The 18,434-nt window shown below is 63.2% G+C and carries 16 protein-coding genes; 8 read left to right on the top strand and 8 right to left on the bottom strand.

The window, feature by feature from the left end; genetic code table 11:
• The first annotated feature begins 85 nt into the window (after positions 1–85).
• Positions 86–3,457 (top strand): NAD-glutamate dehydrogenase domain-containing protein, encoded by a 3,372-nt coding sequence (locus ACW73L_RS12545; protein ID WP_498922423.1) that lies wholly within the window; start codon positions 86–88, stop codon positions 3,455–3,457.
• Here ACW73L_RS12545 and ACW73L_RS12550 read toward each other — a convergent pair.
• The 5 genes from ACW73L_RS12550 to ACW73L_RS12570 form a co-directional block, all read right to left on the bottom strand.
• Entirely contained in the window at positions 3,451–5,685 is a 2,235-nt protein-coding gene (locus tag ACW73L_RS12550) for a SpoIIE family protein phosphatase (protein WP_498922425.1), read from the bottom strand. The two genes, ACW73L_RS12545 and ACW73L_RS12550, sit on opposite strands and share 7 nt — an antisense overlap.
• Positions 5,686–5,891: 206 nt before the next feature.
• Positions 5,892–6,290, bottom strand: a complete 399-nt coding sequence (locus tag ACW73L_RS12555) for an exosortase system-associated protein, TIGR04073 family (protein ID WP_498922427.1) — start codon at positions 6,288–6,290, stop codon at positions 5,892–5,894.
• On the bottom strand, positions 6,284–6,979 hold the full coding sequence (locus ACW73L_RS12560) for an SDR family oxidoreductase (RefSeq protein WP_498922428.1): 696 nt from the start codon (positions 6,977–6,979) through the stop codon (positions 6,284–6,286). The genes ACW73L_RS12555 and ACW73L_RS12560 overlap by 7 nt, the downstream gene beginning before the upstream one ends.
• A 132-nt stretch (positions 6,980–7,111) precedes the next feature.
• Entirely contained in the window at positions 7,112–7,696 is a 585-nt protein-coding gene (locus ACW73L_RS12565) for a superoxide dismutase (protein WP_498922429.1), read from the bottom strand.
• A 202-nt stretch (positions 7,697–7,898) separates the two neighbouring features.
• Positions 7,899–8,354, bottom strand: a complete 456-nt coding sequence (locus ACW73L_RS12570; RefSeq protein WP_139559407.1) for a YybH family protein — start codon at positions 8,352–8,354, stop codon at positions 7,899–7,901.
• 119 nt (positions 8,355–8,473) lie between these two features.
• Between ACW73L_RS12570 and ACW73L_RS12575 the strand changes: the two genes are divergently transcribed.
• The 7 genes from ACW73L_RS12575 to ACW73L_RS12605 all read left to right on the top strand — a co-directional run bounded on the left by ACW73L_RS12575 (position 8,474) and on the right by ACW73L_RS12605 (position 13,622).
• A complete protein-coding gene (locus tag ACW73L_RS12575) occupies positions 8,474–9,400 on the top strand; it encodes a LysR family transcriptional regulator (RefSeq protein ID WP_139559406.1) in 927 nt (308 codons plus the stop codon).
• A gap of 157 nt (positions 9,401–9,557) precedes the next feature.
• Positions 9,558–9,749: a hypothetical protein gene (locus tag ACW73L_RS12580; protein WP_139559405.1), complete on the top strand. Its 192-nt coding sequence runs from the start codon at positions 9,558–9,560 to the stop codon at positions 9,747–9,749.
• An 8-nt stretch (positions 9,750–9,757) separates the two neighbouring features.
• Complete coding sequence (locus ACW73L_RS12585) at positions 9,758–10,234, top strand: CYTH domain-containing protein (protein WP_498922432.1); 477 nt, start codon at positions 9,758–9,760, stop codon at positions 10,232–10,234.
• A 64-nt stretch (positions 10,235–10,298) separates the two neighbouring features.
• Positions 10,299–10,859, top strand: a complete 561-nt coding sequence (locus tag ACW73L_RS12590; protein WP_498922434.1) for an SRPBCC family protein — start codon at positions 10,299–10,301, stop codon at positions 10,857–10,859.
• Between the two features lie 88 nt (positions 10,860–10,947).
• Positions 10,948–11,556 (top strand): CPBP family intramembrane glutamic endopeptidase, encoded by a 609-nt coding sequence (locus tag ACW73L_RS12595; RefSeq protein WP_498922436.1) that lies wholly within the window; start codon positions 10,948–10,950, stop codon positions 11,554–11,556.
• Between the two features lie 130 nt (positions 11,557–11,686).
• Positions 11,687–12,277 (top strand): hypothetical protein, encoded by a 591-nt coding sequence (locus ACW73L_RS12600; RefSeq protein ID WP_498922438.1) that lies wholly within the window; start codon positions 11,687–11,689, stop codon positions 12,275–12,277.
• 1,048 nt (positions 12,278–13,325) lie between these two features.
• Entirely contained in the window at positions 13,326–13,622 is a 297-nt protein-coding gene (locus ACW73L_RS12605) for a hypothetical protein (RefSeq protein ID WP_498922439.1), read from the top strand.
• A gap of 276 nt (positions 13,623–13,898) precedes the next feature.
• On the opposite strand, the gene ACW73L_RS12610 is transcribed toward ACW73L_RS12605, so the two are convergent.
• The 3 genes from ACW73L_RS12610 to argA form a co-directional block, all read right to left on the bottom strand.
• Positions 13,899–15,983 carry a cation:proton antiporter gene (locus tag ACW73L_RS12610; protein WP_498922441.1) on the bottom strand — a complete coding sequence of 695 codons (2,085 nt, stop codon included), beginning with the start codon at positions 15,981–15,983 and terminating at the stop codon, positions 13,899–13,901.
• Positions 15,984–16,236: 253 nt separating this feature from the next.
• Positions 16,237–17,046: a phosphodiesterase gene (locus ACW73L_RS12615; protein WP_498922442.1), complete on the bottom strand. Its 810-nt coding sequence runs from the start codon at positions 17,044–17,046 to the stop codon at positions 16,237–16,239.
• A gap of 46 nt (positions 17,047–17,092) precedes the next feature.
• A complete protein-coding gene (gene argA / locus ACW73L_RS12620; RefSeq protein WP_498922444.1) occupies positions 17,093–18,433 on the bottom strand; it encodes an amino-acid N-acetyltransferase in 1,341 nt (446 codons plus the stop codon).
• Position 18,434: the final 1 nt, after the last annotated feature.

Raw genomic sequence — 18,434 nt, forward strand, 5'->3', positions numbered from 1 at the left:
GGGCGGGGGCGAGGATAACGGTATGGTCTGCCGTTGCCGCCCGCGGGCCGCTTGTCGACCATCTGCGAAGGCGTGAGGAGGGACGGTGAGGGCAGCCGCAATACCGAATTGGGACGTCTCATTCGCCAAGGCCCTGCGCCGCTGTGCGGCCGGGGCCAAACGGTCTGACGACGTGGCCGGGTTCCTGGCCGCGATCAGTTGCGATTATCGCCGGTGGGTCGAACCTTGCGCGGCGGTTCGGGACTGCCGTGATTTTTCGGCGATGAAGAGCCCTACGGATCTGGCCGTGGCGCTGCGAATCAGCCCGGACCGCGTCTCTCTGCTGGTACGCTTCGCCCTGCCATTCGAGCGTCCGCTCGATGAATTTCTTCCCTGGCTCGCGCATCTGGGCTTGCGCGTCCACGACCACATTCAGTTCGTGCTGCAACTGCCGTCGCGCCTCGGGTTCGTGCGGTTGTTCCGCGTGGTGCCGCAACAAGCCGATGTGGCGGCGCTGCTCGCGCGGCGCCGGCAACTGATCGAAGCGCTGGAAGCCGTTGCGCGCGGCGCCTTGGCCGACGACCCCATGAACGGTCTGATCGCATCGGGTAATCTGGCGGCCGCGGATGCGGATGTGCTGCGCGCTTACCGGAACTACTATGCGCAGCTGCACGGCCCCATCGCGGGAGGACGTCTCGAACAGGCGCTGCTGGCGCACCCGCAGGTGGCGCGGATCCTGTTCGACTACTTCGCGGCCCGTTTCGACCCCGCCGACGGAATGTCCGATCTGTCGGTCCGAGAGGAGACCCGTTTGGAGCCGCTGCGCCGGACCCTGTCGGAGGCCTTGGTCGATGTGGTGGATGTCGAGGCTGATCGGGTGCTGCGGGCGTTGTTCAACATGATCGATGCCACGCTCCGGACCAACCACTATCAGCGGGGCGAACGTGCCGATGCGGCCCTGGCGCTGAAAATCGACGCGCTCGGCGTCATCGACATGCCCGCTCCGCGACCGGCGTACGAGACCTACGTGCATGCCGTCGATTTCGAGGGCATACACCTGCGAGGGGCCCGCGTCGCGCGGGGAGGCATCCGCTGGTCGGAACGGACGACGGACCTCAGGGCGGAGATTCTCGACCTGCAACAGACGCAGATGCTGAAGAACGCGCTTATCGTGCCCCAGGGTGCGAAGGGCGGGTTCGTGATCCGCAAGCCACCCGCGAGGCTGGATGACCGGAATGCCGCCTGCCGCCGCATCTACCGCCGCTTTATCGAGGCCCTGCTCGACGTGACGGACCAGACCCCCGGGCCGGTGCCGCGTCGGGGGCCGCAGGTGCTGGCCTACGAAGGAACCGACAGTTATCTGGTTGTGGCGGCCGACAAGGGAACCTCGGGTCTTTCCGACCTGGCCAACGAAGTTGCCGCCGAAACGGGTTTCTGGCTGGGAGATGCCTTCGCGAGTGGGGGTTCCCGCGGTTACAACCACAAACGCTTCGGCATCACAGCGCGCGGCGCGTGGGAGAGCCTCCGGCGGCATTTCCGCGAGTTGGGTCGTGATCTGGAGCGCGAGCCCATCACGGTCGTCGGGGTCGGCAGCATGGATGGCGATGTGTTCGGCAATGCCATGCTGTTGTCGGAAAACATTCGGCTTCTTGGCGCATTTTCCGCCGCGCACGTGTTTCTCGACCCGAACGGTGACGCTGCCAGCGCCTTTCGGGAGCGCAGGCGGCTGTTCGAGTTGCCGGGGTCGACCTGGGACCACTATGACCGCTCAGTGATCGGCAGCGGCGGCGGCGTTTTTCCAAGAGGCGCAAAGTGGATTCCGCTGTCGCCCGTTTGCCGCGAGTGGCTCGGCGTTCGGGAAAGCGGGGTGGATGGCGAGGAGTTGGTGCGGCTACTGCTGACTGCCCCGGTCGATTTGCTGTGGTTCGGCGGCATCGGGACCTACGTCAAGAGCCGAGACGAAAGTGCGGAACAGGTCGGCGACCGTGCGAACGAAAGCGTGCGGGTGGACGCCGCCGCGCTGCGGGCAAAGGTGGTCGGCGAGGGCGCCAATCTGGCGTTCACGCAGCGGGGCCGGGTCGAATACGCGCTGTCCGGAGGGCGGATCAACATGGATGCGATCGATAACTCCGGCGGAGTGGATCTGTCCGATCACGAGGTCAACCTGAAGATTCTGCTCGGCCCGTCGTCGGGTATGGAGACGCCGATGCGCGACAGCCGGGACGACTTGCTGGCGGCGGTCGCGAACGAAGTGTGTGCGGCGGTCATTGCCCACAATGCCGATCAGAGCCTGGCGTTGTCGCTAGACGAGGCGCGTTGTCGCGCCCGGCCCGAGCCCTTCTTCGAATTGCTTTCCCGGTTCGAGGAAACGGGACTGCTGGATCGCCGGCGTGCGGGAATTGCCAGCCGGACCGAGGTGCAGTCCCGGCCGCAGCGCGGCCTGACGCGGCCGGAACTGGCGCAGCTGCTGGCGCCCGCGAAACTGACGCTCAAGACGGCGTTGACGGAGGCCCTCGAATTTTTCGATTGCGATTGTTACGAAGCGGAGCTGAGGGCCTATTTTCCCGAGCGGATCCGAGCCGGCTTCGGCCGCGAGTTGCGCCGACATCCGCTCGCCCGGGAGATCACCGCCAGCCAGCTGTGCAACCGGATCATCGATCGCGCCGGGGCGACCTTCCTGACCTGGACCGGCGAGCCGACACCGCGAGTCTTGAGTCGGGCGGTGATGCTGTACGTTCTTTTCGACGGCGCTCTGGGTGGCGCGGGTTTGCAGCGCGCGATCCGGGCCATGACGGCGCTGCCGGCCGAGCGTGAGATCGCATGGCTGCTGCGGGTGGAGCAGGCGCTGCAGGTGTTGTGCCGCTGGGGTTTGGCGCGCTCCGCGCCGAGCGCGGCTGACGCCGCGACCGTCGAGCTCTGGCGTCGAGACTGGCTGGCCTTTTGCGAAGTCGTCCACGCGGCGCGCCTCGATAGTGACAAGGCCCTGGCGGACGCGGTGACGGCTGCCGACGAGGAGGCGGATCCGGAACTGGCAAAAGCCCTGGTGCCCTTGGAGTACGCGGCCGAGTTCCCCCATGTCGTGGCTATTGCCCGTTACGCCGCGATCGATCTGAGCGAGGCTTGGTCGCGTTACCGTCGCGTGGCCGCCTGGCTGGGATGGCCCGAGATTCAGCGCAGCGTGTCACGCTCAGTGCTCGAGGAAGGCCAGGTGGCGGCCCTGTTCGCAGCGCAGGAGCGATTGTTCGGAGCCTTCGGCCGTCTCGCCACCGCATCGGTCGTGGCCGGCGGGACGGATCCGCAGCGCTTTCTCGAAACGCTGCGAGATCAGGGATTACTGTCTAAGGTGCCGCGCCTCAGGCAGCGGATTGCGGGTGCCGCCAGCCACCAGCTCGTGGAGTGGCTCATGATTCTGCTGAGCGAGGCCGAAGCGGCCGCGGACGATTGCAGCGGTGCGGTGGGAGCACTCGGCACTCAGTAGACCTTCAAGACCAGCAGGCTGGTGTCGTCCGCCTGATGGTCCTCTCCCCGGAATGCTCGGACATCGTCGAGCAGAGCCTGCATCAGGGTGTCGGGTGGTTCCAGTCGATGCTTCAGCAGCTGCGAGCAAAGCCGCTCGACGCCATACATCTCGCCGTTCCGGTCGATGGCCTCGATGACGCCATCGGTGTAGAGCAGCACGACGTCTCCCGCCTTCAGCAACAGACTCTTTTCCTCGAAGCGGACTTGCGGTCGTACGCCGAGGACAAGTCCCTCGGCATCCAGGGTGACGCACCGCTGACTGTGGTTCTTGGCGACCAGGCCCGGGCAATGTCCCGCATTCGCATAGCGCAAGCGGCGGGTGATCGGGTCGAAGTCGACGAACAGCATCGTGATGAACAGGTCAGCGCCGTTCAGATCGTCGAAGAGCAGTTCGTTCAGCACGGACAGCATGCCGGCCGGTCCGAACCGACCGCCGTCGGCGCCCGCGGTGCGGATTTCCGCCCGCAACGCACTGCGCGTTTCGGACATCATCAGCGCCGCCCCGACACTGTGTCCCGAGACGTCCGCAATCGCGAGGCTAACGCCTTCCTTCGACGAAAAATAATCGTAGAAGTCGCCGCCGACCGCGCCGGCCGGGATGCAGATACCGGTGGCCTCGAGTTTGTCGCTCTTCAGGGGTGCCTTCGGTAGCAGCGACGTCTGTATATGGCGCGCCATCTCCAGTTCATGCCGTGTCTCGGCGGCCCGCTGGCGCTCGGTGACATCGGCGATGATCCAGATGAAATGGGTGACGCGGCCATCACCATCACGTACCGGTGATACCTGGAGGTCGGCCCAGAATGACGCGCCGTCGTGGCGCTTGACGCGGGTGGTCAGCGAAACCGGTGCGGCTTCGGCGAGCCCGGCGTCGATCACCCGCCAGGCGGCCGGGTCGGCGTCGGGTCCCAGCAGGACGGTTTGGCTGCAACGCAGCAGACGTTCTTTCGGAACCCCGACCATGCCGCTGAGCGTGGCATTCGCATAGATGATCGGCCGGTCGTCGGCCACCGCATCGATGATGGTGATGCCGACGCTGGCGGCCTCGATCGCGCGCTCGCGAACGCGCAGCGCATCCTCGAAGCGTTTGCGTGTCGTAATGTCATGATCGACCCCGCGCCAGGCCAGGATCTCCCCTCGTTCCCCGATTACGGGCTCTCCGGAGGACTCGGTAAAGACCTCTCGCCCGTCCTTGTGGCGGTAGCGGTTGACCAGGCGCCGAAAGGCCCGCGGAATGTTCGGCGAGGCGGGGAGGGCGCTAGTCCAGTGCCGGCGGTCGCCTTCGGTGAGGATCTCGAGATACGACTTGCCAATGATTTCCTCCGGCCGGTATCCGAGGATGGTGAACAGGGCTGCGCTCGAGTAGGTATACCGCCCCTCGCTGTCCTGTTCCCAGAGCCACTCCCCTGCCAGTTCCGTGACTTTTCGGAAGCGCTGTTCGCTGCGGGCGAGGGCGGTTTTAGTCATCTCCTGCTCAGTGACTTCCTGCCGCGCGATCAGGAAGTGGGTGACCTGGCCCGATTCGTCAGTGAGTGGGGATAGCGTTTCCAGCAGCGAGACCGCCGTCCCGTCGATGACTTCCTGCAGAATCTGCTTTCCGCTTGCGGTGCCGGCTCCCCCTTGCAGTTTTGCGACGAAACTCTCGCTCCCCAGGTTGAGGGCCGCCTCGTCCAGGCAGCGACCACGCAGTTCCGTTTGTTCTGCGCCGGCCAGGTGACAGAAGGCCGGATTACCGTGCACGGCCCGTCCGTCGTGGTCGACGATCAGCATCGCGAACGGGCTCTGTTCGAAGGCCCGGGTCAACAACAGCGCATCAGCTGGACACGCGTCGCGCGCTGGCGACTCCTCGAGCGTCATGACCGCCCCGCCTTCCGCAGTCCGTCTGATCGTCACGTCGAGCCGCAGCGCTGAACCGCGGAACTCCTGCGCCGGCCATCGCTGAGTGACGGCCCGTTCGACAGCGTGAGGTTCCGTCCCCAGGCGACGATACGCAGCCAGTACCGGCGCGCCGAGGATTGCAGTGAGAGCGTCCAGCTTCGCTCCGGTCAGCTCCGAGGCCTGGGTTCCCAACGAGGCGGCGGCCCGGTGATTTGCGAAAGCGACGCGCCCCGATCCGTCAATCGCAAGGATTGCGATCGGAAGGGCCTCCAGTATCGGGGGCAGCGGCGCTGTGACCGCCGCCTCGGGCAACAGAGACGCCTCCGCGTTGGGGGCTGGCCTGCTGTGGGTGTCCGACGGGGTTGGCCTTCGGTCGTGTTCAGCCACGGCCGTGCCGGCCTTTCGGCTGATTGAGCCGGTGGGTGTGAGACAGGCGCCGCGACCTCATGTGTCAGTCTGCTGACCCGTATTACGCAGGGTTGTAGGGCGCCTGTCCAGCCGTTACCGGAAGGGCAGGTTCAGGGGCGTTGAAAGACGGGCCCGTATTGGGTTTCCGTCTGGAAGTCCTGCCATACCAGCGGTGGTCGGGTGATCGGCTGGGTCGGCACCGGGAACGTCACGATGTCGACGATTCCGGAGAGCGTGCGGCCCAGCGTATGCAGCAGTCCCTTGATCGCGCCACCCGTCACGCCGAACAGCGCATTGGTCTGGTTGGTCGTGATGATCATATTCTTGGGTATCTCGGCGATACCGAGAGCCATGTTGCTGAATCCGGAGGCCAGCTTGCGACCAACGAGCTGCCCGTAATCGGCGGGTGGCGGCGCAGGTTCCGCGGCACTTGCACTGTGCCAGAGCAGTTGCCCCAGCAGCACCATGACCGCGAGTAGCGATGCCGCACGTGACGACCGGGTTACCATGGCAGTTCTCTCCCGCGGAAATCCAGGAACCGGCCGGACTGTGCCGGGGTGTAACCGTCGATGATGCGGCGCATTCCGGCGACGCTCTCGGGCGGCAGGGTGGGGGCTTCTCTTCCGCCCATGTCGGTCCTGACCCATCCCGGGTGCAGTATCAGTACGCCGATGCCGGAGGCTTTCAGGTCGATCGAGAGGCTCTTCATTGCTGCGTTCAGCGCGGCCTTGCTGGAGCGATAGAGGGGCGATCCGCCGCTGCCATTGTCGGCGATGCTGCCCATCAGACTGCTGACCGCAATCACCAGCTTGCGCTGCCCGGCTTTCAGGTTGGGGAGCAAGGCTTCCGCGAGCTTGACCGGGGCCAGGGTATTGATGCGGAGCACTTCGGCCCAACGGGCGTAATCGAGACGCCCGAACGGCCGGTCGCGCGTGTCACCGTAGACGCCGGCGTTGTTGAGCAGTATGTCGATTGCCGTGCCCCTGAGGCTGGCGGCGAGTGCGTCGACCGCGTTGAAGTCGCTCACGTCGAGCGCATGGATCGATAACTGGCCCTGCGCAGGGTCAAGTTCTTGCAAGTGGATCGCTGCCGTGGGAGAACGGCAGCAGGCCAGCACGTTCCAACCGGACTCGAGGTATTGACGACAGAATTCAAGACCCAGCCCGCGATTGGCTCCAGTGATGAGAACGGTCGGCATGTTCGAACGGACTCCGCTAGATTGGCACCTGACAAAACAGCGCGAGGAGCCGCGTCTCTCGGTTTGCGGTCACTCGCGCCGCATGATAGCCGATGCCGCGCAGATGCGGTAATCAGGCGCGTCGGGAGTCGCTCAGGCCGCGAAATTCTTGGCGGCGAATTCCCAGTTGACGAGACTCCAGAAGGCCTCGACATACTTCGGACGGACGTTTCGGTAGTCGATGTAATACGCGTGCTCCCAGACGTCGCAGGTCAGCAGCGGAGTCTGTCCGGCCGTCAGAGGGCATCCGGCATTGCTGGTGCTGACGATCGCGAGACTGCCATCCGCGCTCTTTACCAGCCAGGCCCATCCGGAGCCGAATGTGGTCACGGCGCACTTGGTGAATTCCTCTTTGAATTTCTCGAAGGAGCCGAAGGCGCTGTCAATGGCGCTGGCCAACGCGCCGGTCGGGGCGCCGCCACCATTCGGGGCAAGGCTGTGCCAGTAGAACGTGTGGTTCCAGATCTGCGCCGCATTGTTGAAGATGCCACCCGCTGGCGCCTTCTTGATGATTTCCTCGAGCGACAGACCGGCGTACTCGGTGCCCGGAACGAGATTGTTCAGGTTGGTCACATAGGTCTGGTGATGTTTGCCGTGGTGGAACTCCAGTGTCTCGGCAGAGATATGCGGCGCCAGAGCATCCTTGGAATACGGCAGATCGGGCAGGGTATAGGTCATAAGGCAATCCTCCAGGTAAAAAATCGGGCTTTACAGGCTTTGGACGCCGCAGAAGGCGGTAACTTCATGCGACAATCATGCCATGATTTTACCATCGCCCGCGCGACGCGGAGAAGTCGTTCGCTGTGAGCGGGTGTGTTGCCCGATATGCCCAGACGGAGGGGGGTGTCGCGTCGTGGTGGGCCCGCAGTAGCGGAGACGGTCAGCTTTTCGTTGGGCCGGACCAGCGCTGGATTCTGGCTTTCCAACTGCCGTCGGGTTGTCGCTGGAGAACGTTGTACAGCACGCCGTCGTACTGGTAGCGGATACCTGGGGTCGACGTACCGATGCGCTTGATTTCCGAAAAGGTCGTGGTCACTACGATGGTGTCCTCCTTCTCACTGTGCGCGCCTACCACGTCGACCGCGAACTCCCCGGACTGCATGAGACTCTGCCAGAACGCCCGGATCTGCGCGGGGTTGCGTGAGACCTCGCCGTCCGGCCGCAACAGCATCGCGTCACCCGTATAAAGCGCGAGGATCTCGTCGAGTTGGCGGTGGGCAAGCGCGGTGTTCCAGCGTGCAGCGCTCATTTCGGCAACGCTGTGGGCGGTTTCGGCGTGGACGGAGCCGGCGGCCGCCATGGCCGCGAGCAGGGAGGAAATCCGTAATCGCTTCATCTTGATACTCGTCAATTGAGACTGAATTACTATAGACTATAGCTCGGGTATTTTGGTTGACAATGTTGAATAAAATTTTCTGATTGTTTCCATAAACGGACAGATGAACAAGGTCGCGAATGGATAAACTGACTAGCATGATCGTGTTTACGAGGGTCGCCAAGGCGGGCTCGTTTGCCGCAGCTGCCAAGGAGATTGGTCTCTCTCGGGCGATGGCGACGAAACACGTCATGCAACTCGAGAACAGCCTCGGTGTTCGCCTGCTGAACCGCACGACACGACACCTCAGCTTGACCGAGGTGGGCGTGGTCTATCTGGAACGCTGCCTGCAGATTCTGGACGACATTGAAGAGACCGAGCTCGCGGTCACACGGCTGCAGACCGAGCCGCGCGGCGTGCTGAAGGTCACGGCGACGCCTTTTTTCGGCGCCTATCATCTGGGCCCAGCCATCGCCGCCTATCTCGAACAGTACCCCGACGTGGGTGTCGAACTGATTCTTCAAGCCGGCTATGTGGATTTGGTTGAGGAAGGCTTCGACCTCGCCATTCACCTGGACGAATTACGGGATTCCAGTCTGATTGCCCGCAAGCTGGGGATTTCTCAGCGCATCGTTTGCGGTTCGCCGGACTACTTTCGACGGCGGGGTACACCAAAAACTCCGGAGGACCTCAAAAAGCACAACTGCCTGGTCAATTCGACGCTGGCGCCGCGGGACCAATGGCAATTCATCGAGCCGACCGGCGGCAAGCCGACGGTCGTCAAGGTTTCGGGTTCGATGGAGAGCAATGCGGCCGATGCCTTGCGAATGGCAGCCATTCAAGGGCTCGGTCTGGTTTTGCTGCCGACTTATATGGTGGGCCAGGATATACGCAAGGGGCGCCTGACGGCCGTGCTGACCCATCATGTTCCGGCTCCGCTCGAGATCCATGCCGTCTATCCGCACCGCAAGCATCTGTCGGCGAAGGTTCGGACCTTCGTGGATTTTCTCCACACCCGCTTCCAGCCCACGCCGTACTGGGAAGACTGGGGTGAAGCGCACGACTGAGGAACCTTCCGCCTGCCCCGAGTGGTCTTACTAATCTGGTTTGCCTCAAGCCGAGGCGACCGGCGGCGCGGCGCACAAAGAGCGTGGCGTTTGCGGTGCGGCCAGTGCGTCCCACCTTACGAGTGCTGACAACCCTTTATCGGAGGCTCGGTTAACAATGCAGCGGCAGGATGAATTCATCACCATCATGAAGGACATGATGCTCCTCTTCTCGGTCTTGGCGAGCGTCGGTTCCTTCTACCATGCCAAGATCGTGGCCGGGCTGTGCTACCTCGCGGTCGCCGCGGTTTTGTATCACGAGGCGGCCGTGCGCCATTGGCTTCGCCGGCACTTCTCGTCAGGCGTTTAGGCAACAGCATGCCGGTCGAGATCGAGCGGAAGTTCCTGGTCGTCGGAGGCGAATGGCGGCAACAGGCCGCGCGTTCGTTGCGGCTTCGCCAGGGTTATCTGAATCGCGCACAGGACTGCTCGATCCGTGTGCGCTGCGACGGCGAGCGTGGGTGGCTGAATATCAAGGGCGTGACGATCGGCGCACAGCGGCGGGAATACGAGTACGAGATCCCGCTGGAGGAAGCCGAGGAGTTGCTCAACGATTTCAGACAAGGCCCGCTCGTAGAGAAAACCCGGTTCTTCATCGAAGCCGGGGACCATGTGTGGGAAGTCGATGAATTCGAGGGTGACAATGCCGGTTTGGTCGTCGCCGAGATCGAACTGGAGGATCCCGACGAAGTCTTCGAGCGCCCCGTCTGGCTCGGCGCGGAGGTGACCGACGACGTCCGCTATTACAATACCCAACTGGCGCACCATCCGTATCGCGAGTGGGCTCGTCCCTGAGGCTCGACCGAGTCGTCGGGGGCGTGCCGGAACCGCCGGGATGGTCTGAACTTGAGCGAAGTGAATGACGATGTTCTGGGTCTCGTTTCTGGCAATTGGATTGAGCGTCGTCGGCGTGGTTGGCTGGATCGGGTCCCGCTTGCCGAAGACCCACATCGCCGCCAGCCGCATACGGCTGTCAGTCCCGCCGGAGGAGGTGTGGCGCGTGATCACGGATTTCAGTACCCATCCCGATTGGCGCCCCGGTCTCGAGCGCGTGGACTTGGGTCCGGATATCGATGGCCTTCCGAGTTGGTATGAGGTCTGCGCGCGGGCGCGCGTGCATTTTCGCGTGGTCGAAAGCGCGCCGCCCCGGCGCCTGGTCACTCGACTGGTGGGCGAAGGTCTGCCCTTGAGCGGAACCTGGGTGTATGAACTGGTGCCGGTCGGCGAGGGCGAAACCGAATTGGTCATTACCGAGCAGGACCGGATCTACAGTCCCTTCTTTCGCTTTGCGACACGCTTCATCCTGGCATATCACGGCGTCATGGACGTATTCCTGATCGCGCTGGCGCGTGCTTTCGGTCAGGACGCGCACCCGGAACATCTGAGTTTGCGTCAAGAAACCGCAGCGGGTGAATCATGAGACGCGCGGTGCGTGAAGGGTGCGCTGCGCCAGAGAGCTTTGTCCTCCCGGGCGGGAACGCGCTTAGCCGGACATACGGGGGTCAGCAATGCTGAGTCCCGGCGGGCAGGCGTCACGGGATAACTTTCTGCTGCTGGCCACGGTTTTCGAGGGCGGTCTATTCGGAATCGCTTTTTTGCTGGGCTGGGTTCTCTCGATCGATCCGATCGCTCACTGGTCGCTGAACACGACCGCCGTGGCGTGGGGTTTGGTCGGCACGCTGCCGTTATACGCGCTGTTCGTCTTCAGCTATCGCGCGCCGGGCGGCGGACTTAAGCAGATCCGTGAACTGCTCCTCGAGCGGTTGGGCCCATTTTTGAACGCTTGCAGTGTGCCTGATTTGATTTACCTCGGATTGCTGGCGGGCGTGACCGAGGAAGTGCTCTTCCGCGGCCTTCTGCAGCCGTGGTTCGAAGGCAACTGGGGCTGGTTGGGCGGTCTGGTGTTCAGCAATCTCGTGTTTGCTCTGGCGCATTGGGTGACCCCGCTGTACGGGTTGCTGGCGGGGCTGACCGGCGCCTATCTCGGCTGGTCGCTGGACGTTTCCGGTGAGCGGAACCTGCTCGTTCCAGTCTTGATCCATGGTGTCTACGATGTGCTGGCCTTCATGGCCGTGGCCCGCAGCTACCGGGCCTATGCCGGGGGGCGCAGACTTTAGGTTAGCGCAGAGGCGAGCCGGCGCCCTCGGGCGCGCTTCGGTGTTGGCATCGTCGCCGGCCCCCTGTCCCGGGCCGCTCGGAGTGCCTGTGCTGGTGCCACCAACGATAAATTTGGCATACGGATTTCCAATGCTTGGCATTCATTCACTGGAGTGGTCGACGAGCCGTACTTCGCGGCGCGTTCGAAACCTGGGCCTCATCGCGGTTGCTGCGGGACTGGTCGCATGCGCGCACGTCGAACGCGAGGCGTCTCAGGGTATGGAAACGGAACTCGGTCTGGCCGGGTTCAAGGTCATGGCCGCCGACAGCGCCGAGAAGCAGAACATGTTGCATTCTTTGCCGCCACAAACGGTGACGCGCATCGTCCGGCCCGATCAGACCTATTACATATACGCCGACCCCAATCTCTGTGCCTGTCTTTACGTCGGGCGTCAGGCCGAATACGACGCCTTGACACGCCTGGGCGTCGAGCGGCGCCTGTCCGACCGACAACTCGCGGTCAACGAGATGGAACAGGGACAAGCCGCCGGCTGGACCCCGTCCGGACCCTGGGGCAACTGGGGATGGGGCGGTGGTTATGGCGGTTACGGTGGGATGGGCTACGGCGGCGTAGGACCGGGGGGGACAGGCTACGGCGGGGGCATGGGACCGGGCGCCACCGGCTACGGTGTGGATGGCTGGGGCGGAGCCTACATGCGTCCCGCCTGGGATCCGTGGTAGGTCCGCGGCGCGGGGGCTGCGGCGGTGTGTTGCGTCCCGAATCAACCCGCTGACCGGAGTGTCGTTGCCGCCGGTACCGCGTCTCTCGTCGCGTCCGCGACGACCCTCTGACTCGATCATCTCCCGAATCGCCGGCGCTCTTGAGGCTATCGATGCGGGAACGCGTAGCCATGTCGAGGCATACGGCCTCCTGTGTCGATCCCATCTGTGCTGCGCACTTGCTGGGGTGGTACACGCAACAGAGCGACATGGCAAGCACGGCGTGGGTGTCAATTACGTCCGGGGGGCTTCGCGGCATCCCCTGTCTGCGTTGCACTCAACCGCAGCATTCAGCCGCGCTTCTGCTCGCCGTTCACGTTACTTTCGGTCACGGATGGGCAGGGACATCCGGGCCCCGCGCTGTTCGTCCGTCGTGCTGAGCAGTCCGATCAGTGCGCCGCGCGCAGTCGTTTTCCGAAAGATGAAGCTAATGAGGCGCTTGTGTCGAGGCTCCGAAAACGGGATGTAACGGATTCCGTGTACCTCAGTGGGCGCAGTGATGCGCTCGATCAGAGTTGCAGCAGCGCCGGCCTTCACCATCGTCCATGGTGTCTCCAGACTGGCGGCAGGTAAATCGGGTTCTTCGTGGCTGCCGTGCCGATCTCAAGGGTCCGGGGCCTGTTCCCGGAGGCAATGGCCCTTATCCAGCACGAACAGCTTCAAGTCAGCGAGAGCCGCCGTGTCGATCGGTTCCCGTTGGGTCCAAGGGTGGCTCTCTGGCAGCGTAGGCAGAAACGAAGCCGTGTTCCGCTGCCAGACTGAAGTCGTTCAGGTCGGCGATCGCAATACGGCACTTAGAGCCGTGCAAATCCATCGAGAAACGACGTGCTCGCCTGCGGAGGCGGGGCTTCGGGGTGCGCTGTATGATAGAGATAGATGATTAATAAAATAAAAACAAACGATTTCATTTATAACAAATCGGGCCCCAGAATACAGTTCACGCGGGAAGTCGGGACTAAAGATCCCCTTCCCGGCGACGGCTCCGCTTCATCGACTCAGGAGATACGCCATGAAAGCTCGCCAACTGTATCAGGCCGCAATCGTCATCGTTACCGTCTTGGTCTCGGGCTCAGCCCTGGCCCATGGTGCTCAGGCATCGGGCACCGGATCCACCAACCGGCAAGTCCTCGGCCCCGTGCTTTACACCAACGCGGCCTACACCCATGCGATATCGGGGGCGCCGAACCCTGCAACGGAAGTCAGCGCTGCGGATGGCGACCCGATCTACGTCGACCCGGCGAACGGCCAGGCCATCTATGGTTATCCGGGTCACGCCCGTACCGGGGGGGGCAGCGTCGGCCGCTAGCGCTCGTCGACCCAGCGCTTGCATGGACAGGCCTGACGTGAGGAATGCGCTGACGGAGCCGTCGGGGACGACCCCGGCTCCGCCCGCACGCTGATTTAGGCCTGCCTTGCCTGACGGCCTCGCATGACCGTTGTCACGCAACGGTTCGGTGACGCCCCCTGCGGGTCGGACGGACGAAAGCTCGACTTTGTCGGTTGATCGCCACGCCCGGCGCCTATCGCCGAAAGGTGGTAGATTATCCTCACGGGTTTCGAAAACCGGATCAATCGGGTTGCGTCAGCCCGTCTCATCCAGTTCGTTGCTGAGCAGGATGAACAGCTTGCTGGTGATGATCTCGTTCTTGTGCAGGTTGTTGAGCGTTTCGATCTGTACGGAGTTCAGCGCGGCCTCTGCGCTCGCTTCGTTCAGGTGATTCAGCAGGAACGCATGCTTCTTCGTCAGTGTCTCCATCCGACTCCGGGTGTTCTCCTGAAAGGATTGGTAGAGCGCGACCAGTTTGTCGAGCGCAGTCTTGTCATCGAACACCTCGCCGAAGCTGCTGTCGCTGAGTGAGGCCAGTTGGTCCAGGGCATGGGCATTGATCTTGGTCAGCGCCCACAGGTACAGGTACATCTCCTCCGGTTTGATGAAGTAGCTCCGAGAGAAGAACATCCGTCGAAAGAATGCGATGAGCTGTTCGAAGCCATCGGTCGGGAAGCTTTCCTGGGCTGAGCTGACCTGGGCCTTGCCGTTTTCGATACGGTCCGTCTGGATGCTCAGCATGTTGAGGATCTTCTTGTAGATCTTCTCGGTTATCTCGCCCCTTTGGAATAGCTCCTTCAGCTTTCCCTTTTCGACGCCCAGGGCGTAGATGCGCAGTATGTTCTCGAGCAGTTCACCGGACTCGCGCAGATGGCTCTTGCAGTTGAAACAGGCCTTCTGGTAGAGCGCCAGATACTGCTGATCGAGGATCTGGTACTGTGGTTCAGTGATCTTGTTGTTTTCGACCAGTTCCTTCAGCTTCGCACGCATTTCGTCGTACATCGCCGCCTTGCTCTTGTGGTAGCCCACCCACTCTTCCTCGGTCAGGGCGTCGATGCCTAGCCAGTTCATGACCCTGCCTATCGTCGTGGCCTTGACCAGCAGCGTGAAGTAGATGCTGCCGATCGTGATCGCGGCGACAAACTGCTTGACGCTGAAGTCGTAGGTCCAGCCCGGTATGGTCACGTCGTCGGGAATCAGCAGCACCATAATGACGGCCAGCGACCCGCGCAGGCTGCCCCAGGACAACAGGTGCATCCAGTTGGCCGGAATCGGCTCGCCCCGGCCGATCAGGTTCAGTATCCATAACAACGGATAGATCGAGATCGCGCGTCCCACGACGACGACGGCTATGGCCAGCGCAATGGGCAAGATGGCGACGTTCAGCGAGATCGACAGGCTGGCGAACAGCAGGCCCATCAGGATGAAGACCAGGGAATTCGTGACGAAGGCGAAATAACCCCAGAACTGCTCCATGTATTCTTCGACGCCGGGCGACATCTTGTAGCGTCCGAAATTACCGATGACCAGCGACGCGACGGTAGTGGCAATGATGGACGACAGGTGGATGGAGTGGCCGAGGATCACCAGATGCTCTGAGATGACCTCGGCCAGTATGAACGTGAAATGCGCGACCAGCAGTGTCAGCGTGATTTCCAGGTGTTCGTTGCCCCGCACCCATTCGATGATCTTGGCGAAACCGAAGCCCATCAGCAGGCCGAAAAGGATGCCGCCGATCAGCATCGTGAAGAACGAAAAGAGCGCCGACGTGATCGAGGCGTACCCGCTGTAGCCGTGCACCAGCAATTCGAGCACGACGAGAAAGGCGGCGAAGCCGGTGGCGTCGTTCAGGAGGCTTTCGCCCTCGAAGATCAGGGTCAGCCGCTTCGGCGCGCCGTACTCCTTGAACAGCGCGAGCACGGCGACCGGGTCGGTCGACGAAATGATCGCGCCGAACAGCAGCAAGGCCAGCAGCGGCACCTCGAAGCCGGCCAGCCGGAACACATAGAATCCGACGACGCCGATGAAGACGGTGGAAACGATCAGGCCGACGACGGCCAGCAGCGCAATCGAATGGATGTTCTCGGTCAGGCTCCGGATGTTCATGTTGTAGGCCGATTCGAAGATCAGGATCGGCAGGAACACGAAGAAGAGGAGCTCCGGTGTCAGATGAAAGCTGGTGATGAACGAGAAGAACTCGATCTTCGAGATCGGGACCAGCAGGGAGCCGGCGATCACCAGCAACACCGTGTAGGGAACCTTCAGCTTGCGCGCCAGCAGGAACACCGCGAGCGAAAGCAGCATCAGGCTGAACAGGGACAGGAATACGTCGAGGTGCATGCTGGATTCCTTTTCGAAAGCCTCAAGATTCTTTGGAGTGGTTGGACCGCAGTGCGGTGCCGGCCCGAGCACGAACTCGTGACATCGTCAGCCTCTTGCCGCGCTCGGGTTACCCGTCTGCGCCCTTTCCAGCTCGAACCAAGCTGACCGGTGGCCTCCCAGGGCGCCGGTGCCGGCTTCGCGGAGCGGGGGTCGCGTTAAGGTTTCCATTTAAGCACAGCAGTTTAGATTCTGCGCCGGCGTCTCGTTGCCTTCAGTGTTGCCGCGGAACGTCGCAGAGCACATGGCTCTCGCCGAGATAGCGGACGCCGGTGTCGAAACCGCCGTCCGGGTGGAGTTCCAGCCAGCGGTAACCCGGCGGCAAGACCGAGCGCCGGAACGTCGGCGACCGCGGCTCGAACTGGCAGCTGGTCGCCGGGGCCCCGAGCACGCGAACGCGGCCTACCGTCGCATCGAATGCCTGGTGGATATGACCAAAAATCACGACGCGGGTGCCATTGCCCCGGCTCTGCAGCAAGCCCATCAAGGCGTCGCCATTGCGCAGCATCATGGCATCCATCCATGGGCTCCCGCAGGGCACCGGATGATGGTGGACCGCGACCAGCACATGTTGGTCCGGGGCGTCGTCTAGTGTCGAGACCACCCATTCGAGTTGATCGTCGCACAGGAAGCCGTCCGAGCGGCCAGGCACCGAGCTGTCCAGCATCAGGATCCGCCAGTCGCCGTGTGTGTGCGCGGACTCGACCGCGGGGTTGCCGCCGCTCAGGCACCCGCGCAGCAAGTCGGGGTGATCATGATTGCCCGGCAGGCACAGACAGGGGACTGGCACGCGGCGCAGTTGCTGGCGGAGCAGGGCATACGCTGTCGGCGTTGGCTGCTCGACCAGATCCCCGGTCAGCAGGACCACATCATAGGCCCGTGGCTCGGACAGCGCCTGATCCAGCACCGCCCGCAGCGAGGTTTCCGTGTCCAGCCCCTGCACTCGCCCGCCCGCTGCATCGGGCAGGTGGCTATCCGTCAGCTGGAGGATCCGGAGCGGCTGCATGACGTGGTCGACGATCATCGTCTCGGCGGTTTCGGAGCCAGTCCGGTGTGCAACGGGGCGGCGCTCAGGGGCCGCCGGTTTCCGACGAAGCCCGCAGGGTCTTGGCCAGCACCATCGAGTTGCGTCCGGGGCTGTAGGTCTGCTGGCGCTCGAGCGGCATGGCGCCTATGGCCAGGGGAACATAACCCCGCTCACGGAACCAGTGGCTGGTCCGCGTGGTCAGTGCGAAAAGTTGTCTGATCCCCTGCTGACGCGCACGCTCCTCGATGTGCAGCAATAGCCGCTCGCCGCGCTTCGCGCCGCGATAGCCGGCCCGGACGGCGAGGCAGGCCAGCTCGCCCATGCCTGCCTCAGGGTAGGCATGCAAGGCCGCACAGGCCACGATCAATCCGTCTCTCTCAGTCACGAAATAATCGTCGATATCGGTTTCCAGGCGTTCCCGCGAGCGCGGGACCAGGATGCCGCTGTCTTCGAGCGGGCGGATGAGTTCCAGGATGCCGGCGACATCGTGGCTGGTGGCGGTTCGTGTCGCCTCGAACGGCGTCTGGCTGACCAGCGTTCCGACCCCGTCGCGCGTGAACAACTCCTGCAGCAACGAGCCGTCGATGTGCCGGTCCAGCAAGTGAGCCCGCTCGACACCCGCGTCACAGGCCAGGCAGGCCGCGCGCAGGTGCGGCCGCACTGCCTCCGGTACCGGTGAGTCCGCGGCGGCCATCGCGGCCTCGGCTTCCCCGGTCGTGATTTGCTGTACGAGGGATGCGCCGTCGGCGCCATAGAGTGCCTGTTCCATCAACAGGATCAGCTTGTGAGCGCCGAGTGCCACGGCTGCCGAGGTGGCGATTTCCTCGGCACTCAGATTGAAGACCTCGCCGGTGGGCGAATAGCCGATCGGCGACAACAGCACGACATTGCCGGCGTCCAGCTGGCCGCGGATGCCTTCGGCATCGATACGGCGGACCTCGCCGGTGTGTTCAAAGTCGATGCCGTCTTGCACGCCGAGCGGCTTGGCGACGACGAAATTACCCGAAGCGACCCGAATCCGCGCGCCTGCCATCGGCGAGTTGGCCAGGCCCATCGACAGCAGTGCCTCGATCTCGACCCGCACGGCTCCGGCAGCCTCTTTGACGCACGCCAGGGCGGCCGTATCGGTGACCCGTAGGCCGCGGTGGTAGCGCAGCATCGCGCCCTGCTCGGTCAGGCGTCGTTCCACCTGTGGCCGGATCCCGTGCACCAGCACCAGCCGCACGCCAAGGCTGTGCAACAGGGCGAAGTCATGGGCAAGGTTCGCGAAAAGTCCGTCTGCGACCGTTTCACCGCCGAAGGAAATGACGAAAATCTTGCCGCGATGGGCATTGATATACGGCGAGGTATCACGCAGCCAGCGGACGAATGGGACGTTGCTCAAC

Source organism: Methylolobus aquaticus (assembly GCF_054172105.1).